The sequence below is a fragment of the Paenibacillus dendritiformis genome, from assembly GCF_021654795.1.
In the GTDB taxonomy this organism is placed as follows: Bacteria; Bacillota; Bacilli; order Paenibacillales; family Paenibacillaceae; genus Paenibacillus_B.
Map to the genome: position 1 here is coordinate 3863769 of NZ_AP025344.1, position 19010 is coordinate 3882778.

The window sequence follows — 19010 nt, forward strand, 5'->3', positions numbered from 1 at the left end:
TCATATGCAAGCATCGGCCCGAATACCCCGCCGATGCGATAGAATTCTACGCCTGATGCCCGAACGGATATTCCGGCGATATCGTGACCGGCAGCTTGCCGCGCGCTTCCTGCTTGCCTGCCAGCACGGCCGCGAGCGCCTTCATCGTCGCCGGACGATTCTCGTAGCAGCACAGATAGACCGGCGCATCCGGGAACTGGTTCAGATCATACGGATTGCGCGACGAGGCCACGATAACCTGCGCATCCGGGCGGCCAATCAGGCCCCGTACAACCTCGACCTGGCCGGGATGGAGCGTGGATACCGCATTATAGGTCAGGACGACAATCTGCTTGAAGGATGCGGCCTTCTCCAAGGTCGCCTTCACTTCGTCCCCTTCCGGATACGTGCCGATCCGCCATTCCTCCACATGGTCTACGTAAGGGGACAGCGCGGTCGCCAATGTGTAGGACTGTTCGATCGGCTCATCGACCTCGGTGCGCTGGCGCACTTCCGGCCAGATGACGAGCGTCGGCTCCTCCTTGCGCAGCGGAATGGACCCGCCTTCATTTTTGACCAGCGTAATGCTGTTCTCGCAAATGCGGTCGACGACGGCCTTGGAAGCGCCGGAACCGAACTGCGCCGCGAATTGAGGCGACACTTCCGGCAGGGCGTCCATGCTGCGCTTCGTCTTGAGCGCCAGCAGCCGATCGACAGATTCGTCGATCTGCGACTCCGGAATCCGGCCGCTGCGCACCGCCTCGACCAGCGCCTCGATCGCCGCGACCTGCTCTTCGTACGTATGGCTCACGAGCACCAGATCGGCGCCGGCTTCCACCGAGCGCACGGCTCCTTCAGGGATGCCGAATTCTTTGGAAATCGCATGCATCTCCAGGCAATCGGTGACGATGACGCCGTTATAGCCGAGCCGCTTGCGCAGCAGATTCGTCAGCACGTTGCGCGACAGCGTCGCCGGAATCGGATTCGGCTCGAAGGCCGGGAACATGACATGTGCGGTCATGATCAGATCCACACCTTCGCGAATGGCGCGAATGAACGGCGCCAGCTCGATCGCGAGCAGCCGCTCCTCGTCATGGTTGACCGCTGCGAGCCCGTGGTGGGAATCGACCGCCGTGTCGCCATGACCCGGGAAATGCTTCGCCGTCGCCGCGACGTTCGCTTCCTGCAGCCCGCGGATCTGGGCCGCTCCAAGCTCGGCCACGAGATCCGGGCGCTCGCCGTACGAACGCACCCCGATGACCGGATTCATGGCATTGTTGTTCACGTCCACGCTTGGCGCGAAATTCATGTTGATGCCCATATGGAGCAGCTCTTCGCCGCAGATTCGGGCCGCCTCATACGCGTCTTCGGCGCTGCGCGCCGCCCCGATCGCCATATTGCCGGGAATGAGCGTAATATCGTCCCAATCGATGCGGGCGACCATGCCCCCTTCCTGGTCGATACAGATAAAGAGCGGAATATCGGTGTGCTTGCGCGAAATGAGCTGCAGCTCCCGGGACAGCCCGCATACCTGCTCCTTGCTCTGCACGTTGCGGCGGAAATAAATAATGCCGCCGACATGATGCTTCTCAATCAGCGTGCGGATATTGTCGTTGACAACCGGGCCGTGGAAGCCGCACATGACCATTTGGCCGATTTTCTGTTCCAATGTCAGTTGCTGTTTACCCATGCCTCTCGTCCATCCTCTCTGTCGTAAAAATTGAGCGCGGATACCGCCGCGCTCTCTATTCGGCCGTGACCCGGGACTCCCGGTATTCGGAAGGAGTCATGCCCGTATACTTCTGGAATACTCTCGAGAAGTACCGGCGCTCGGTATAGCCGACGAGCATGCCGATCTGCGCGATGCTCTTGTCCGTCATGCGCAGCATCGACATCGCGAGCTCCATGCGCTGTCTTGTGACGTATTCAACGAACGTCTCCCCGAAATAATTTTTGAACAGCATGCTGAAGTAGCTGCAGCTGATGCCGAGGTAATCGGCGAGCTCTTCGATGCCGATATCGGAGCCCAGATGCCGATGAATGTAATCTTTCGCCGAAATCATGAGCAATTCGCCCGATTTCTTGTTCATGGCGTGTTCCTTCGTATTGCCGACCAGGTCCGTGATGACGTTCATCAGGTCCTTCACGGTCAAGCTGTGCTGCAGCTTGTTCCACACTTCCTCCTCCTGCTGCGCCTGAATGAATTCCAGTTCCCGCATTTCACGCAGCAGATGGATCACGACATAATGCAGGAACTTCTCGACCCGCATGATCGACTGCTCCGACATGCAGGACAGGCTCGTCTGCAAGGAATGAAGCCCCTGCTCGACGTAGCGCTTGTCGTTCTGCTTCATCCCGGACACGATCTCTTCGACGAGATGCCATTCCGAGACCGACGCGACTTGGCGGGCCATCGAGCCTTCATCGACCGAGAGCAGCTGCTCGTCTTCCGATGCCCATATGAGCACGCGCTGCAGCCGTTTGTAAGTGTGGGAGAGCGCGGCCATCGGCACCGGTCCCTCATCCCAGGCGAGGCTAACGGTCATTTTGACATGGTCCCGCACCGCCTGCTGAATATCTTGTGCCCAGCACACCATCTCCGAAGTCGTCGCCTCCGCCCGATCCGGGCCGAACTGAATGAGCACCGCCCATTCCCCCTCCCGCATTTGCAGGACGGCATAGGTCAGTCCCTCCTCCTGGATGGCATCCTGGAGCACATTGCGAACGGCGAAGTTCCACAGCTTGCGCTCGCTATCTTCCCATGATACGGTACGCTGAGCATATCCGTCCAGATCGACGAGCAGGACCGCATAGGTCAACCGCTCGGCCGGAACGTCCCCTTCCTGCATCACCAGCGGGGAAGGACCGGATGAGAAGCCCATCAGCACATCGAAGAGCATTTTCTCGAAGGCAAGTCGGATAACCTTCCCCCAGCGCCGCTCCTCCTGTTTTTTCTTCTGCTTGCGGGTGCGGACCTCGTCCGCCAGCTTGCTTACGGTCCGCTGCAGCTCTTCATAATTAATCGGCTTCACGATATAATCCCGCACCCCGTGCTGCAGGGCGATGCGGGCATATTCGAATTCCTGGTAGCCCGTCAGCATCAGCACCTCCGCTTCGACGCCCATTTTACGGATTTCCCGCAAAAATTCCATACCGTCCATCACAGGCATGCGGATATCGCACAAAATAATATCGGGTTCATGCGCGCGCACCATATCGAGCCCTTCGGCCCCGTTGCGCGCGGTCCCGACGATATCGATCTGCATCTCATTCCAGGGGATGACGATCTTCAGATTATTCACAATCGGCGCTTCATCATCGATGAGCAACACCTTCACGTTCATTTCGCTTCCCCCTGTTCATATTTGGGTATCGTTATCTGGATCACCGTTCCCGCCTGCGGCGCGGAGCAGATGAACAAGCCGTAGCGCGGGCCGTAGCGGATGCGGACCCGGTCGGCTACGCTGCGCACGCCGAGACCCCGGCGCTCGGTATTATAGCTGTCGGGGAGCTCCGGGTTCGGCGGCTGCCGCTCATCAGACTGCATATACTGGAAGCGGCCGAGCTGCTCGTTCGACATCCCGACTCCGTTATCCTTCACCCGCAAATAAATGCAATCGGCATCCTCGGAGGCGGTAATCCGGATAACCCCGGGATGCATAATGCCGTCGAAGCCGTGCTGAATGCAGTTCTCGACAAGCGGCTGCAGGGTGAGCTTCAATATTTTCGCGTTCATGATGTCATCCGGAACGCTGATCTCGAAATTGAACACATCCTCGAAGCGGAACTTCTGAATTTCCAAATAACTTCGCGTATACTCCAGTTCCTCGCGGATCGTAATCTCTTCCTTGTCCTGGATGCTCGTGCGAAGTATATTGCCTAGCCTGATCACCATTTGGCTTACTTTGCGCCCCTCGTTCTGCACGGCAAGCACATTGATCGATTCCAGCGTATTGAACAGGAAATGCGGCTTGATCTGCGCTTCGAGCACCCGCATCTCCGCCTTGTTCTTCTGCTGCTGTTCCCGCTTGACCTGCTGCAGGAGCACGCATACCTGATCGATAAGGCGGTTGAAGCCGACAGCGAGCGCCCCCAGTTCATCCCGATCCTTCTCGTCGACCCGCGCGTTCATCTCGCCGGATTCCACCCGGCGCATGAAACGGACGATTCGGTTGATGGAATGTGTGATCCGGTTCACGAACAGCAGATTGAACAGCACGGCGGCGGCCACGCAAATAAGCAAAATAACGGCGACCCACATGCCGAAGCTGATCATCTCTTTGGTCAGCATTTTCCAGGAAGTCACCGAGACGATATGCCAATCATAATCCTTCAGTTTATACATCGAGACGATGCTCTCTTGCCCGTTGAACGATGTCTTGAAGCTCTGATACCGCGAGGTATCCGACAGCTTGGCGGAATCGATCATCCCGGTCAGCGAAGCCCCGTTCGCCAGCTTGTCGCTGTCATACAGAATCATGCCCGCATCATTGACGAGGAGGAAGCGGGTGTCATCCTCCTCCTCCCCTTGGTTGCGGCGGAAATCATTAAATATCGATTCGATCTCCCAGTTCTTGATCTGCACGACGAGAATCCCGATATTGCGCAGGCTGCTTAATTCCTTGACCATCCGAATCTGGGTAAAAACCGGTTCCTGGCCGGTAACCTCCGGGTATTCATACGGGCCGACCCATTTCGGGGCGCCGTTCAGCTTCAGGACTTGCTCGTAGAGCGGGTGCTTTTTGAACTGATCGAACGGAAGCGCCATAAAGCCTTCTTTATTAAAAATCGAGATGACTTGATTTTGCGGCAATGTGCTCCGGTAATTATAAAGAAATGCGTATCCGATAGACGGATGGCTGTATAACAGCAAGCGGAAGTTACGCTGATTCTCGTTCAGCTGCAAATAATTCGCATTCGCCAAATTTTCGCTCGATCCGGCCGTCAGCGCGTTCTGGAAAACGGAGCTGCTAATGCCGGTGTCCGTCACTCGGTTCATTTCCGAGAAAAAATAACTGACGCTCTGCCCGATCGCTTTGAGCGAGAATTCCGCCTGCTCGCTGTACTTTTGGGCGAACAATTGAAAGGTAATATAGAACACCAGCGACCCCAGCAACAGGAGGGGGATGATGATTAACGTTACGAATCCAGCCAACATTTTAAACCGCAAATTCATGCCCGTTCCCAGCTCCGTCCGTATATATTGCGCCAACGCAAGGAACATCCCTTATCTCATGGCCATGTTCGCTTCGTCCTGGACCTTCTGCACGGCGGCCAGCATTTCGGCCGGCTTGACATCGCCTTCCATGACGCGCTGAATGCCGATGCGCAGCTCGGTATCGACCTCGGCCTGGATTAGCGCATCGAACGCCGGCCATCGGTAACGCACTTCATTGGTGCGCTTAATAATCTCTAGAATAAGGCCGCTGTCGACCACCTGCTCCATCTTCGACTGCTCCATCTTGAGCGATGGCAGCACGCCGTCTTCCATCAGGCCCCGCAATTGTATCTCTTCATTATAAAAATTGCGGATGAACGACTTGACCGCCTCCAGCTTGCGCGGATCTTCCGCTACCTTGGCGGAGAACGCATACCCGTTGTTCGTGTCCACCATCGCGCTTATTCCGTCCCCCTCCTTGAGCGGAGGCATCAGGAAGAAGCCGAATTTGCTCTTGCCGTCAGCCGTCTTCTCGTCTGTCAGTCCGGAAGATCCCCAAGTTCCGTCGAACATCATAATCGCTTCTCCAGTCAGAAGCTGTGTGCGCTGGTTCGCATACTCCAACCCGAGCTCGCCGCGCTTGAAGTAACCTTTATTCACCCATTCCTGATGCTTCGATATCGCTTCCGCCATTCGCGGATCGGTCCACTTCGATTCCCCGGTTTTGAAGCCTGCGGTGAAATGAGGACCGGTATAGTAAGACCACAGATTGTTAATCGTCATGAGCGGAACCCAGGCATCCTTGGAGGCCCGGGCGAACGGGATTTTGCCGTCGGCTTTGATCTGGTCCGCAATCGCTTCCAGATCGGCCAGTGTCTTCGGCAGCTCCAGCCCCTTTTCCGTAAAATACTGCTTATTATAAAAATAGCCTTCGATGGATCCGCCGTTCGGCAAGCCATAAATTTTCCCGTCATGCGTCCACGGCTCCAGGTTGAGGAACTTGTCCTTCAAACCGAGCTCCTCCAGAATCGGCGCGATATCCAGCACAAGGCCTTCTTTGGCATACAGACCGACGTCCGGGCTGCCGAATGTATCGAAAATATCCGGCGGATTGCCGGCCGCCATCTCGCTTCTCAGCTTGTCCTTGCGGTTCACCTCGCTGTCTACCCCATCCAGCCGGATCGTAAGACCGGGATGCTGATCCTGCGTCTTCTTCACGACCGCTTCGAGACGAGCGAGGCGGTTCTTATTCGCGTCTCCGAGCTGTATATGCCGCAGCTTCAGATCGAACGGCTCACTATTTTGTGATTGACCGGACTTGGAACCGTCTGCGCCGCCAATCATGCCGCAGGCGCCAATCACCGTCGCCGCCGCCACGATCAGCGTGAGAAGAACAACAACCTTTCTTCTCATGGCAAGACCTCCCCAAGGAAAATAATAGTGTAATGCATTCCCATACATAATCAATTATAGGTCTATCGTCCGTATCCGTTAAGGACGAAAATCTACGATCGGGGGATAAAATCCTCTACTCCCGATTATACGATTATATCCCTTACAATTTGGGGACAAGCCTAACCTCAGAAGGTACATCCGATCGTCCCACCTCTCCGTCGCACCTCAGCCTTTTGCGGTACATAATTCGGATACGCCCCGTCGCAAGTCCTTCAGGCCAATATCCCATTCCGTCAGGCGCTCCCTCTCCCAACCTGCTGCCCAATGCACCATTCTCCCATTGGGTCAGGCAGAGCCAGGCGCACCTTGCGTGCCCTTTTGACCAACATCCCATTCCGTCAGGCATTCCACTCCCAACCTGCTGCCCATTGCACCGTTCTCCCATTGAGTCAGGCAGAGCCAGGAGCACCCCTTGCGTGCCCTTTTGACCAACATCCCATTCCGTCAGGCATTCCACTCTCAACTTTCTGCCCATTGCACCATTCTCCCAATAAGACAGGCAGAGCCAGGCGCACCTTGCGTGCCCTTTTGACCAACATCCCATTCCGTCAGGCATTCCACTCCCAACCTGCTGCCCATTGCACCGTTCTCCCATTGAGTCAGGCAGAGCCAGGCGCACCCCTTGCGTGCCCTTTTGACCAACATCCCATTCCGTCAGGCACTCCCTCTCCCAACCTGCTGCCCATTGCACCATTCTCCCATTGGGTCAGGCAGAGCCAGGGGCACCCTTGCGTGCCCTTTTGACCAATATCCCATTCCGTCAGGCATTCCACTCTCAACTTTCTGCCCATTGCACCATTCTCCCAATAACACAGGTAGAGCCAGGTGCACCTCTCACGAGTTCATTTGGCGGTCATGCCGCTCAATCAGCCCCTGTCATATCCAAACATATCAAAGACTCCTGAACAAATTCTTCACATGGCATCAAAGTATAGGCAGCTCCTGCATGAGTCAATTTTCAAAAGTACATAGTTGGTGGTTTGGTGTTTGAACGAAAGAGGATCGGACACATATTGGCCTACCTGAGTGACGGGGAGATTGTTCATAAGAGACCGCACATATATTGTGGCCTACCTGATTGGCGGGGAGTTGCTCTTAAGAGACAGGCATACATAATAGCCGTCCTGATTGGCGGGGAGTTGCTCTTAAGAGACCAGGCATACATATTGGCCTTCCTGAGTGACGGGGAGATTGCTCTTAAGAGACCGTACATACATAGTGGCCTTTCTGAGTGACGCAAACCACGAAAGCCCAGGACAGTTCAAAAAAACTATCCGGGATAGCACCCGGATAGTTTCTTTTCTAAGCTTTGGCGATAGGAAAATGAAGGCGTGACCATGCATGCGGTTTATTTTTTGCTGTCGTAGGCGGTCTGGTAAATCTCCAGGAAGCGCGGCAGGTTCATCCCTTCGAGGGTCTGGAGATAGGTATCCCAATCTTTATCCAGATCCGCATCGCCGATGACGAAGCGGGCCATCATCTCGTCGACATAGTCGTTGATTGTCTTCGACAGGTCGGACAGCTCGGCGGCCTGTTCATCGGTGAAGAACAGCTGCGGCACGGCCATATCCGCGCTTGGCTTATATGGATCGTAGTTATTTTTCGTTTCATTATAGAGAATCACTTCGAGGCTCGGCTCGCCGTTATTAGGAACGGCCGAGCTCAAGCGAAGCTCGTTCGAGCGGTTCGTCGGGGCCGTCTGCTCCCAGTGGACATTCTGGATTTGCCCGTATTCCTTCAGCTTCGCCCACTTAGCCGGCTTGCCGTTGATGCCGATTTCGCCTTCCTTCGCTTCGCGCCACTCCTCGCCCGGACGTCCAATCGTTGTGCGCAGCGATACTTCTTCATCATAGAAGCCGTCCGCCCAACGGAAGGCGACATCCGGGTGCTTCGCGTTTTTCGTAATGAGGTACGATCCGACCGAGTACCCGAATGGGTCATAGGCGGCATACTGGACGCCGTTCGGTCCCTTCAATGGCGGCACGGTCACATAGTCGAGCCAGCGGCCGCTCTCCCCTGCGATCTGGGTGAAGACGCCCTGGTGTCCGCCGAAGGCCGCTCCGACGATCGGATCGCCGGACGACTCACCCAGCTTCAGCAGTTGATCGCTGTCCTGCGTGAAGATTTGCGGATCGATTAAGCCTTCCTTGTACAGCTTGTTCATATAGGCGAGACCGTCGCGCCAGCCCGGCTTGTCGAAGGCGACTTGGATGCGCCCGTCTTCCACGTACATATGACTGCGCGATTCGCTGAATACCGGGTTCAACACGAAGGAGTTCATCAGGAACGCGTCGATAGACGAATACCACCCGCTCCCGCGCGGAGCTCCCGTCAGCGGCACCTCATCGGCCTTGCCGTTGCCGTTCGGGTCCTTTTCCTTGAACGCCTTCAAGACGGTGTACAGCTCATCCGTCGTCTTCGGCACATCCAGGCCCAGCTTGTCGAGCCACGGCTTGTAAATCCACATCTTCTGCGCCATCGAGCAATGGTAGCAGTCGTTGATGCTCGGCAGCGCATAGATGTTGCCGTCCGGCGCCGTAATCGCGGTGGCGAGCCCCTCATTGCTGTCCAATACCTTCTTGAAGTTGTCGCCATACTGCTCGATCAGGTCATTGAGCGGCAGGAACACGCCCTGCTTGCCATAGATCATCTGCTGCGCCGGCGTGACGCCGAATCGCATGATGACGTCCGGATAATCGCCCGAAGCGAGCATCAGATTCAGCTTCTCGCTGGCGCTCTGCTGCGGGACGACGATCCATTCGACATGCACGTTGGTCTTCTCTTCATACCATTTCGTGAACTCGTTCGTCTCGAAATTTTCGACCAGCGCCTCCGATGGAACCATGACCTTCAGCGTCACCTTCTCTTCTACGATCGGGTACGTGCCCTTGGCCGTCACGATTGATTCGCTGGCCTGACCGCCGTCATTCGTTCCGCTCGCATTGCCGCCGCTGCCCGAGCAGGCGGTCAGAAGGAGCGAGAGCGTCATCACCGCCGCCAGACATGCCGAACTCCAACGCTTCCATCTCATTACGAATTCCCCCTTTTTGTCCTGTTCACAGCCATCTTGCCTTCTATGCCTAATGAAGCAGTCGCTCCAAAAAGCCGATCCCGAACCTTGCAAAACCTTGCACCTTTTTTATGACTTATCCTTTGATCGAGCCAATCATCATGCCCTTCACGAAATATTTCTGCACGAACGGATAGATAGCCAGCAGCGGCACGGAAGAGACGACGATGAGCGAGTATTTCAACAGCTCCCGCAATCCTTGCCGCGCAGCGGCCGTCTTCGCGTCCCCGAGCGTCTCCTGGCTGACCTGGTTCTGGACGAGGATATCCCGGAGAACGAGTTGAAGCGGGAACAATTTCTCTGATTTGAGGAAAATCAAAGCATTGAAATACTGATTCCACTGATCCACTGCGTAGAACAAGGTGACAACGGCGATAATCGGCCCCGATAATGGAAGCACGATTCGCAGCAGGAAGGTGAAGTCGTTGCAGCCGTCCATCTGCGCCGATTCCAGGAGCTCCAGCGGAATGCTGGTGCGGAAATACGTCATCATGATCATGACATTCCAGACGGACAGGGCCGCCGGAACAATCATAGCCCAGGCGGTATCCAGCATGCCGAGCTCCTTCACGAGCAGATAAGTCGGAATAAGCCCGCCGTTGAACATCATCGTGAAGACGAACAGCAGCGTGAAGCCTCGTCTTCCCTTGAAATCGTTCCGGGACAACGGATACGCCGCCAGCACGGTGACCGCCACGCTGATCAAGGTGCCGGCGAACGTATAGAGGAGCGTGTTCTGCAGGCCGGTCCATACCATCCGGTGCCGGAAGACGGCTTCGTAGCCGTCGAGCGAGAACTCGACCGGCCACAGCCATACTTTGCCGGAAATGACGGCGCTCGCGGAGCTGAAGGAAGCGCTTACGACATACAACAGCGGATACAGCACGATAAGGAGAAATACGCCAAGCGCCGCATTGTTCACGATATGGAAGATACGATCGCTTTTATCATGAGCCAGTGAATCCATCTATGTCCTCCCCTCCGTCACCATAAGCTCTCCTGCCCGGTCTTGCGGGCGGCAGAATTGACCATCGCGATTAGCAAAAGCGAGATTACCGACTTGAACAGGCCGATCGCCGTCGCGTACGAGAAATTCATCGCTTGGGACAGCAATCCGATTTTGTACACGTAGGTGTCAATCACTTCCGATGTCTTTAGGTTCAGCGGATTCTGCATCAAATAAATTTTCTCGAACCCGGTCTCCAGCAGCTGGCCCGTATTCAAGATGAGCAGAATCATGGCAATCGGGAGCACGGCCGGCATATCGATATGCCAGATTCGCTTCATCCGCCCGGCTCCGTCCAGGACGGCGGCTTCATGCAGGGCGGGATCGACGGCAGAGAGCGCCGCGAGATAGATAATGCAGGAGAACCCGATATGCTGCCAGATGCCGGACCAGACGAAGATCGATTTGAAAAACTGCATTTCCCCCATAAAATGTATCGGCTCTACTCCGAAAATCCCCAAAAACTGGTTAATCATGCCGGAGCGGGGATCGAGGAACTGCAGAAGCAGGCCGACCATGACGACGGTAGAGATGAAATGGGGCGCGTAGCTGACCATTTGCACCGTATTTTTGAACCACCGTATCCGCACCGCATTCAAGCTCAATGCAAGCAGCACAGGCAACGGCGTGCTGACCGCAAGGGAATACAGGCTGATAATGAGCGTGTTCTGCATAATGCGCCAGAAATCATAGGAATTGAAAAAGCGCGCAAAATGCTTGAATCCGGCCCAGTCGCTCCCCCATATGCCCTTGATGACGTTGTAGTCCTTGAAGGCGATCTGAGCGCCGACCATCGGACCGTACTTAAATAAGATGACATAGAGCAGCGGAAGGGCGAACAGCGCGTACAGCTGCCATGATCGCTTCAAATAGGATCCGAACGCGGGCTTGCGCCCCGGTATCGCCGCCGCTGCCGGAATCGATGTTCTTGCCTCTGGCTGCCATTGTTCCGACAAAAGCACACCTCCTGTTCCCGGTCGTGACCGTTATATTGGCGCAGCGATGATGACGCTTACATCTCTCGCTTCGCCGATGGCTGGCGGGCTTGCCCTGCCAGCCGTTCGCTGTGTGCTCACAGTGTATAACGGGATCCCGGAACGGGAAAAGAAGCCGTTTTTAACGGTTGTGCGATTTTTATGAAGAGCCATTATTCCTTTTTTGTTCGTTTAACCATTTTCGATATTCGGTGGCGCTCATCCCGTGCGCACGCTTGAATGCGCGGCTGAACGAGTTCAAGGAATTGTAGCCGACCCGCTCGGCAATCGAGGTCAAGGCGTCCCCTTCCAGCATTAACTGCTTGGCATGCTCCAGCCTTAGCTCCTCCACATACTCCGAGAAATTGCGGCCGGTCTGCTCCTTGAAAAACGCGGACACATAGGCTTCCGACACCTGCAGGCGATCGGAGATGACGGTAAGAGACAGCGATGAATCTACATAGCCCTCGCGAATGCAGGCCATCATATCCTCCAGCAGCGCCGCGTTGCGGCTGCGCTTGCGTTCATTCACCGTCCGGCTCAATTGTACGAATTCGTTCCGGACAAGCGGGAACAGCTTGTGCAGCTCCGATCCTTTCTTTAATACCTTTTGCTGAAAGGCCGCGCTGTCGGTCTGCAGCGGCAGATCGAGCGACTGCGCCAGCTTCATCGCCGCGGCATACATTTCCATCAGCAGCCATCGCTCCATCGGACAGGTCAGCGGCCGCTTCTCCCAATTATCCTGCCAGACGGTCAGGCATAATCTCGCCACCTCTTCCTCGTCCCCGCCGCGGACCGCATGCGTAAGGCGGTTCTCCATCTCGGCGTTGAACCGATACATTCCCGCATCCGCATGGTCCTCCTCGCTCCACCAGATCAAATCCCGGTTGCCGTCGGACATTCCGTAGAGCTGCTGCGCCTGTTCCAGCGACCGCGGCACATCCATCCGATCAGCGACAATGCCGCCGATCGTATACATCGGCAAAATATGCACGCTCTTCAGGCGCTCGTTCAACTCCATCAATGTCTGTTCAATCAAGGCCGCGAAGCGTATGGCCGCATCGCCGCCCGCTTCCGTCCCCGCCTCGGTGCCGTAGAACAGCAAGGCGACCTGATCCTGGCCTACCTCGTGAAGATCGAAGGGAACCGGTTCCAAGCCGGACGCCTCCTCCTTCACGACCAGCATCTTCAGCCCCATCTCATCGAGGACCGGGGCGCTCCAGTCGTCGCCATGCCACCCGAGATGCAGCACCGCGACCGCATACATGGTGGCGCTCCGCTGCAATCCCGCATGCGCCAACGAGGACTCGAGCTGCTGTTCGGTGGCGTACCCCCCGCGCAGCCAGCGATCGAACACCGCTATGCGGGCATATTCCTGCCGCTCGCTCAGCTTTTGATCCAGCGTCTTCGCCGTCTCGAGCAGTTCCGTGAATGCATCGCGCAAATAGGCGAAGATGTCGGATTTGCGGCTCCGCTGCCCCATTCCCGGCTTCGCGTTCGTATGCACGTAGGAGTACAGCCCTTCCAAGGGCCTGCTGTTCCGGCGGGAGAGCCAGAGCGCCAGCAGGATGATGACGACGAGCGACAGCCCTGTCAGCGTGAAGGTCGTCCGCTTCATCGCATGGACGCTCTCCAGCACTTCGTCGGCCGGCTGCGCGGCGACATAGGTCCAGCCCGTCTTCGGGGACGTCGTCTTCGAGACGAGCATGTCCCTCCCGTTCAGCTCGGTCCGGTAATGAGTATTCGGCCGTTCCAGGATGGCCGCGAGATCATCCCCTCCACCCGGCTGTCCGCTCCCGGCTTCATCCCCGGCCCGGCCAAGGAGCTGGCCGTTCTTGTCCAGCACGCGAACCCATCCCCCGGTCTGCACATTGATGCCGCTGAGCAGCTTGCCCACTTCCGTATGCGGGATGAGCGCCACGACCGCACCCTGGTAGTAACCGGGATACCCGAGCGAGCGAATGTACGTGATCATCTCCTCCTCGGTTGATCCGTATTTCACGGGATGGAGTCCGATGAAATCTTTGGAGTGATACGTCTCCAGCGTCTGCTCGCGCCATTCGGCCATATCCCAGTCCCGATAGCGGAGAACGTCGCCGTAGAATTCATTCAGCGCCTCTACCCGATGCGGGGAGATGACGAGCGAGCTGCTGCGGAAGACGACAAAATAATCCTTCAAAAACCGGTTGCTGATGCTGTAATCATCAAGCGCCTTTTGCGTGTTCATGACCTTGTACGTGTTCGTGCCGGCAAAAGGCTTCTGCACGACCTGAAAGCCTCTGACCTTCGGGTGATCGGCTACCTGCTGCACGATGGACTCCACTTCCGCAATCCGGGTCTCCAGCAGCGTCTGGGCTTGATGCAGCGCCTTGTCGTTCCGTTCCAGCACTTCCCGCTCCAGCACGGCGATCGTCTCCTGATACGCGATCCAGCCGGCCGTTAAGGTTAGGATCAGAAACAACAAATAAGGAAGCAGAAACCGGAACCAGAGCTTCCCCATCCATTTGCGGGTCCAGAAGGTAACCATTCGCCCTTTTATGAATTCGCTTACATAATGATTCGGCTTCGGCGCCGGACTGTTCATTCGAGCCCCCCCTTTTTTGTCTAATTTGTGATATTAAACATACCAGAAAATAAGGCGCTCGAACATCCTGTTTGTCGGATTTTGTCGGTTGGAATGGCACAGGGGGGGATTGCGGCCTTCGGGGACAGCCGCATTATGGCTTGCGGCACGGGGGGCGGCCATGGATAAATTATCCCCTGGGACGGCAAAAAGCTCCTGCAGTCAGAACGGGCACGTTCCGGTGCAGGAGCTTTTCATCCTATTTCATCTGTTCAATTGGCCAGGATGGCGGCGACATCCTGCAGCGCCTGTCTGCCGGCCATGCTGATGCCGGCAAGCTGAAAGAAGCCGTGATTCACCCCAAGATACCTCTTGCATTGCGCCTCAACGCCGGCTTCCAACAGACGGCGGTAGAACGCCTCGCCCTCGTCTACTAGCGGGTCGAATTCCGCAGTTATGATATGAGTTGGCGGGAGGCCTTCCAAATCATTGCGGTGGAGCGGGCTCGCTTCCGGGTGATGGGGAGGCAGTTCGGACAAATAAGCCTCAAACCCGCTCAGCAAAGCGTCCCGCGTAACGACATAATCGTCGCCGAATTTTTGATAGCTGTCGCTTGCGCCCGTGGCATCCAGCATCGGATAAATGAGAACTTGCCGCCGTGGCATCCACTGCCCTTGTTCTTTCAAACGAAGACAGGTCACCAGCGCGAGATGTCCGCCTGCGCTATCCCCGGCAATCGTGATGTTTGCGGGGTCGCCGCCCCAAGCGAAGGCATGCCGGCGAATGAGATGAGAGGCTGCCAACGCATCATCATGCGCGGCCGGATACACATGCTCCGGAGCCAAGCGGTACTCGACGGCGATCACCAATGCGTTGCCCAGATTCGCTAACAGGCGCATTTGCCGATCGTGGGTGTCGAAATCCCCGCTGACAAAACAGCCGCCATGATAATAAATCATCACCGGAAGATTGCTCTGTTCCGATGGCTTATAGATGCGAAGCCGGATGCCGTCAATCGTTTGTTCAAATATATGACGGACCGGGACCGCTTCTCCGGCCAAGTGGACCGTATCCAGGTATCCTTGCCTGCGCTCCCGGATACTTTGCTTTCTTGCCGACGGACGCCCGCTCTCGATAAATTGGGACGCCAATTTGCGAATACCCGGTTCAAGACCGCTGATATCTGCCATTTTTCATTCACTCTCCAAAATTTCACAATAGTATGATCCAGCATAACCGCAGCTTTCAGGTTTTTATTACTGCAAAACATTTTATCATACTTTGTCTTTGTATTGCGGGAGAGCCGTGACAAAATACGGTTGATTCAGAGCATACAGGAGCCGCGCTCACAGAACCGTGGGCAAACGCAAAACGTGCAGCATCCCCGTTCGCCGGGCGACACTGCACGTTCATTAGCGATATGCGGTTATTTTTGAGCCGCGGCTTCGGCCCGGCCCTGTTCAATCAGCCGCTGCGCCCGTTCCGTTTCTTCCGCCGTCGGCGACGGAATGCCTTCCAGCGGGTATTTCTCGCCGAGCTGCTCCCATTTATAGACTCCCATCTGGTGGTATGGAAGCACATCCACCTTCTCGACGCCCTGTAGCGTGCCCAGAAAGCGGCCTAGATTCAGCAAATCCTGCTCGTCATCGTTAATCGTCGGGACCAGCACGTGCCGGATCCACATCTTCTTGCCGTGGTCTGACAGCCAACGGGCCGTCTCCAGGGTGCGCGTATTCGGCACCCCGGTCAAGGCCAGATGCTTCTCATTGTCGATATGCTTGATATCGAGCAGCACCAAATCGGTCAGGTCATACAGCTCGGTCAGCTTCGTGACATCGTTGACGCCGTTCGTATCGAGCGCCGTCGGCAAGTTCCAGCGCTCCTTCACCTGCTTGAACAGTTCCTTCACGAAGGGAGCCTGCAGGGTAGGCTCCCCGCCCGATACGGTCAAGCCGCCGCCGGAGCTGCGATAATACGGAAGGTAGGACTCGATTTCCGAGAGCGCTTCTTCTACGGACATCTCGGTGCCGCCGTGCAGATCCCAGGTATCCCGGTTGTGGCAATATTTGCACTTCAGGGCGCAGCCCTGCATGAATAATATGAATCGGATACCCGGCCCATCTACCGTGCCGAATGTTTCTACGGAGTGTATGCGTCCAATCATGTCGCTCACGGTCCCTTCTCTTCCGGCGAACATGTCTGATTACATGCTGCCGTGGAATGTGCGGTTGATAACATCGAGCTGCTGCTCGCGCGTCAGCTTGATGAAGTTGACCGCATATCCGGATACGCGAATCGTCAATTGCGGATAGTTTTCCGGATGTTCCATCGCGTCAAGCAACTGCTCGCGGTCGAATACGTTGACGTTCAGGTGATGCCCTTTGCTGCTGAAGTAGCCGTCCAGCATCGACGTCAAGTTCGACTTGCGCGACTCGAGCTCCTTGCCGAGCGCCTTCGGCACGATGGAGAACGTGTTCGAGATGCCGTCAAGGCTGTGCTCATAAGGCAGCTTCGCGACGGAGCTCAGCGAAGCGAGCGCTCCTTTGCGGTCGCGGCCGTGCATTGGGTTCGCTCCGGGAGCGAACGGTTCGCCCGCTTTGCGTCCATCCGGCGTCGTACCGGTCTTCTTACCATAGACGACGTTCGACGTAATCGTCAATACGGATTGAGTTGGGAGCGCATTGCGGTATGCATGATGCTTCCGAATCATATTCATGAACGATTCAACCAGGTCGATCGCGATGCTGTCTACGCGGTCATCATTGTTGCCGTAGCAAGGATATTCGCCTTCCGTCTCGAAGTCCACCGCGATGCCTTGCTCGTTGCGAATCGGTCTGACCTTCGCGTACTTGATGGCGCTGAGCGAGTCGGCTGCGACCGACAGGCCCGCGATGCCGCATGCCATCGTCCGCAAAATTTCACGGTCATGCAGCGCCATTTCAATCCGCTCGTAGCTGTATTTATCATGCATATAGTGGATGACATTCAGCGCGTTCATGTACAGCTTCGCCAGCCACTCCATCATCTGCTTGAACCGCTTGACGACTTCATCGTAATCAAGCACTTCGCTCGTAATCGGAGGCAGCTCCGGTCCGACCTGCACGCCCAGTTTTTCGTCCTTGCCGCCATTGATAGCGTACAGCAGACATTTCGCCAGGTTGGCGCGGGCGCCAAAGAACTGCATCTGCTTGCCGATGCGCATCGCGGATACGCAGCAGGCGATACCGTAATCATCGCCATAGATCGGACGCATCAGATCATCGTTCTCGTACTGAATCGAGCTCGTCTCGATCGAAACTTTGGAGCAATATTTTTTGAAGGCTTCCGGAAGCTTCGTCGACCACAGCACCGTCAGGTTCGGCTCTGGAGCCGGTCCGAGGTTGTACAGGGTGTGGAGGAAGCGGAAGCTGTTTTTCGTGACGCGGGTCGTGCCGTCGACGGCCATGCCGCCGATCGATTCGGTTACCCATGTAGGGTCGCCGCTGAACAATTCATTGTAGTCCGGCGTACGCAGGAATTTGACGATCCGCAGCTTCATGACGAAGTGGTCGACCAGTTCCTGGGCTTCTTCTTCGGTCAGCGCTCCCTCTTCCAGATCCCGTTCGATATAAATATCGAGGAAGGACGACACGCGTCCGAGCGACATCGCCGCACCATTCTGTTCCTTGATTGCCGCCAAATAACCGAAGTATACCCATTGGAAAGCTTCCTTCGCGTTTTGCGCCGGCTTGGAAATATCGAAGCCGTGCATTTCGGCCAGTTGCTTCAATTCCGTCAGCGCCCGGATCTGCTCGGACAGCTCCTCGCGGTCGCGGATAACGTCATCGGTCATCACGTCAACTTCCAGGTCCTTCAGATCTTTCTGCTTCATCTTAATGAGGAAATCAACGCCGTACAATGCAACGCGGCGGTAGTCGCCGATAATGCGCCCGCGCCCGTACGCGTCCGGCAAGCCTGTAATGATGCCGGCTTTGCGGGCCATGCGCATTTCGGAAGTATATGCGTCAAATACGCCTTGGTTATGCGTCTTGCGAATATCCGTGAACATCTTGATGATTTCATCAGGCATTTCGAAGCCATACGCTTTGCAGGCGTCAATCATCATCCGGATGCCGCCGAACGGCTGGATGGAACGGCGGAATGGAGCGTCGGTTTGCACGCCGACCACTTTCTCCTTATCTTTGTCCAAATAGCCCGGCTTATGCGATGTAATCGTCGATGGCGTATTGACATCGACATCCCATACGCCGCCGCGTTCGCGCTCTTCCTTCGACAATTGGCTTACGATATCCCATAGATCTTTCGTGTTCTGGGTCGGTCCGACCAAGAAAGATTCATCACCATGATAAGGCCGGATGTTGTTCTCCAGGAAGTTCGGCACATCCACGTGATTTTGCCATTTTCCCGTTTTGAATCCACGCCATCCTTTTGCTTCTGTGTTATTACGTTCCATCACCGACATCGTAATCCCTCCATACCGTTTTACTTTTCGTATGTGCTTGCAACAGAAGGCGCCACCCGACATGGTTCTCTCTAGCCCTAACCTTACCAAGTTGTGATGAATTTCACGTTTAAGGGTATGCGGCCGTTATGTTCCGCCTTCTACTTCGATAACCGCCCGCTTTTTTCCTGCCTGAGTGGCTAATGCAACGTCGCCGCCGCCCTGCAGCCTTTATCCTTGCTGCACCTTAATTGTACCTCCTTTCACGTAGTTTCGTTGTGATTTACATCACAAAGAGACAAGTTTTTGTGAAAATAATCACATTAAATAGATAAAAGTCCGTTTATTTCACCGCCTCTTCCCC

11 protein-coding genes are annotated in these 19010 nt (G+C 55.8%); all 11 read right to left on the reverse strand.

The genetic code is table 11. The annotated features are described in order from the left end of the window. Positions 1-46 precede the first annotated feature (46 nt). Positions 47-1669: a beta-N-acetylhexosaminidase gene (gene nagZ / locus L6439_RS17180; RefSeq protein WP_213468160.1), complete on the reverse strand. Its 1623-nt coding sequence runs from the start codon at positions 1667-1669 to the stop codon at positions 47-49. A 55-nt stretch (positions 1670-1724) separates the two neighbouring features. Then, a complete protein-coding gene (locus L6439_RS17185) occupies positions 1725-3323 on the reverse strand; it encodes a response regulator transcription factor (RefSeq protein WP_213468159.1) in 1599 nt (532 codons plus the stop codon). After that, positions 3320-5155 carry a cache domain-containing sensor histidine kinase gene (locus L6439_RS17190; protein WP_168179471.1) on the reverse strand — a complete coding sequence of 612 codons (1836 nt, stop codon included), beginning with the start codon at positions 5153-5155 and terminating at the stop codon, positions 3320-3322. Before L6439_RS17190 ends, L6439_RS17185 begins: the two co-directional genes overlap by 4 nt. A 51-nt stretch (positions 5156-5206) precedes the next feature. Next, positions 5207-6550 (reverse strand): ABC transporter substrate-binding protein, encoded by a 1344-nt coding sequence (locus L6439_RS17195; protein WP_168179431.1) that lies wholly within the window; start codon positions 6548-6550, stop codon positions 5207-5209. A 1390-nt stretch (positions 6551-7940) separates the two neighbouring features. Further along, the gene (locus tag L6439_RS17200) at positions 7941-9623 is read right to left on the reverse strand and encodes an ABC transporter substrate-binding protein (RefSeq protein ID WP_168179432.1); all 1683 of its coding nucleotides are present in this window, start codon (positions 9621-9623) and stop codon (positions 7941-7943) included. Between the two features lie 115 nt (positions 9624-9738). Then, positions 9739-10629 carry a carbohydrate ABC transporter permease gene (locus tag L6439_RS17205; RefSeq protein WP_168179433.1) on the reverse strand — a complete coding sequence of 297 codons (891 nt, stop codon included), beginning with the start codon at positions 10627-10629 and terminating at the stop codon, positions 9739-9741. Positions 10630-10646: 17 nt separating this feature from the next. Then, positions 10647-11624: an ABC transporter permease gene (locus tag L6439_RS17210; RefSeq protein ID WP_237096513.1), complete on the reverse strand. Its 978-nt coding sequence runs from the start codon at positions 11622-11624 to the stop codon at positions 10647-10649. Between the two features lie 178 nt (positions 11625-11802). Beyond that, entirely contained in the window at positions 11803-14226 is a 2424-nt protein-coding gene (locus L6439_RS17215) for an AraC family transcriptional regulator (RefSeq protein WP_213468158.1), read from the reverse strand. Between the two features lie 251 nt (positions 14227-14477). Further along, on the reverse strand, positions 14478-15395 hold the full coding sequence (locus L6439_RS17220) for an alpha/beta hydrolase (protein ID WP_213468157.1): 918 nt from the start codon (positions 15393-15395) through the stop codon (positions 14478-14480). A gap of 236 nt (positions 15396-15631) precedes the next feature. Beyond that, positions 15632-16369, reverse strand: a complete 738-nt coding sequence (gene pflA / locus L6439_RS17225; protein ID WP_213468416.1) for a pyruvate formate-lyase-activating protein — start codon at positions 16367-16369, stop codon at positions 15632-15634. Between the two features lie 39 nt (positions 16370-16408). Then, complete coding sequence (gene pflB / locus L6439_RS17230) at positions 16409-18667, reverse strand: formate C-acetyltransferase (RefSeq protein ID WP_168179443.1); 2259 nt, start codon at positions 18665-18667, stop codon at positions 16409-16411. Positions 18668-19010 lie beyond the last annotated feature (343 nt).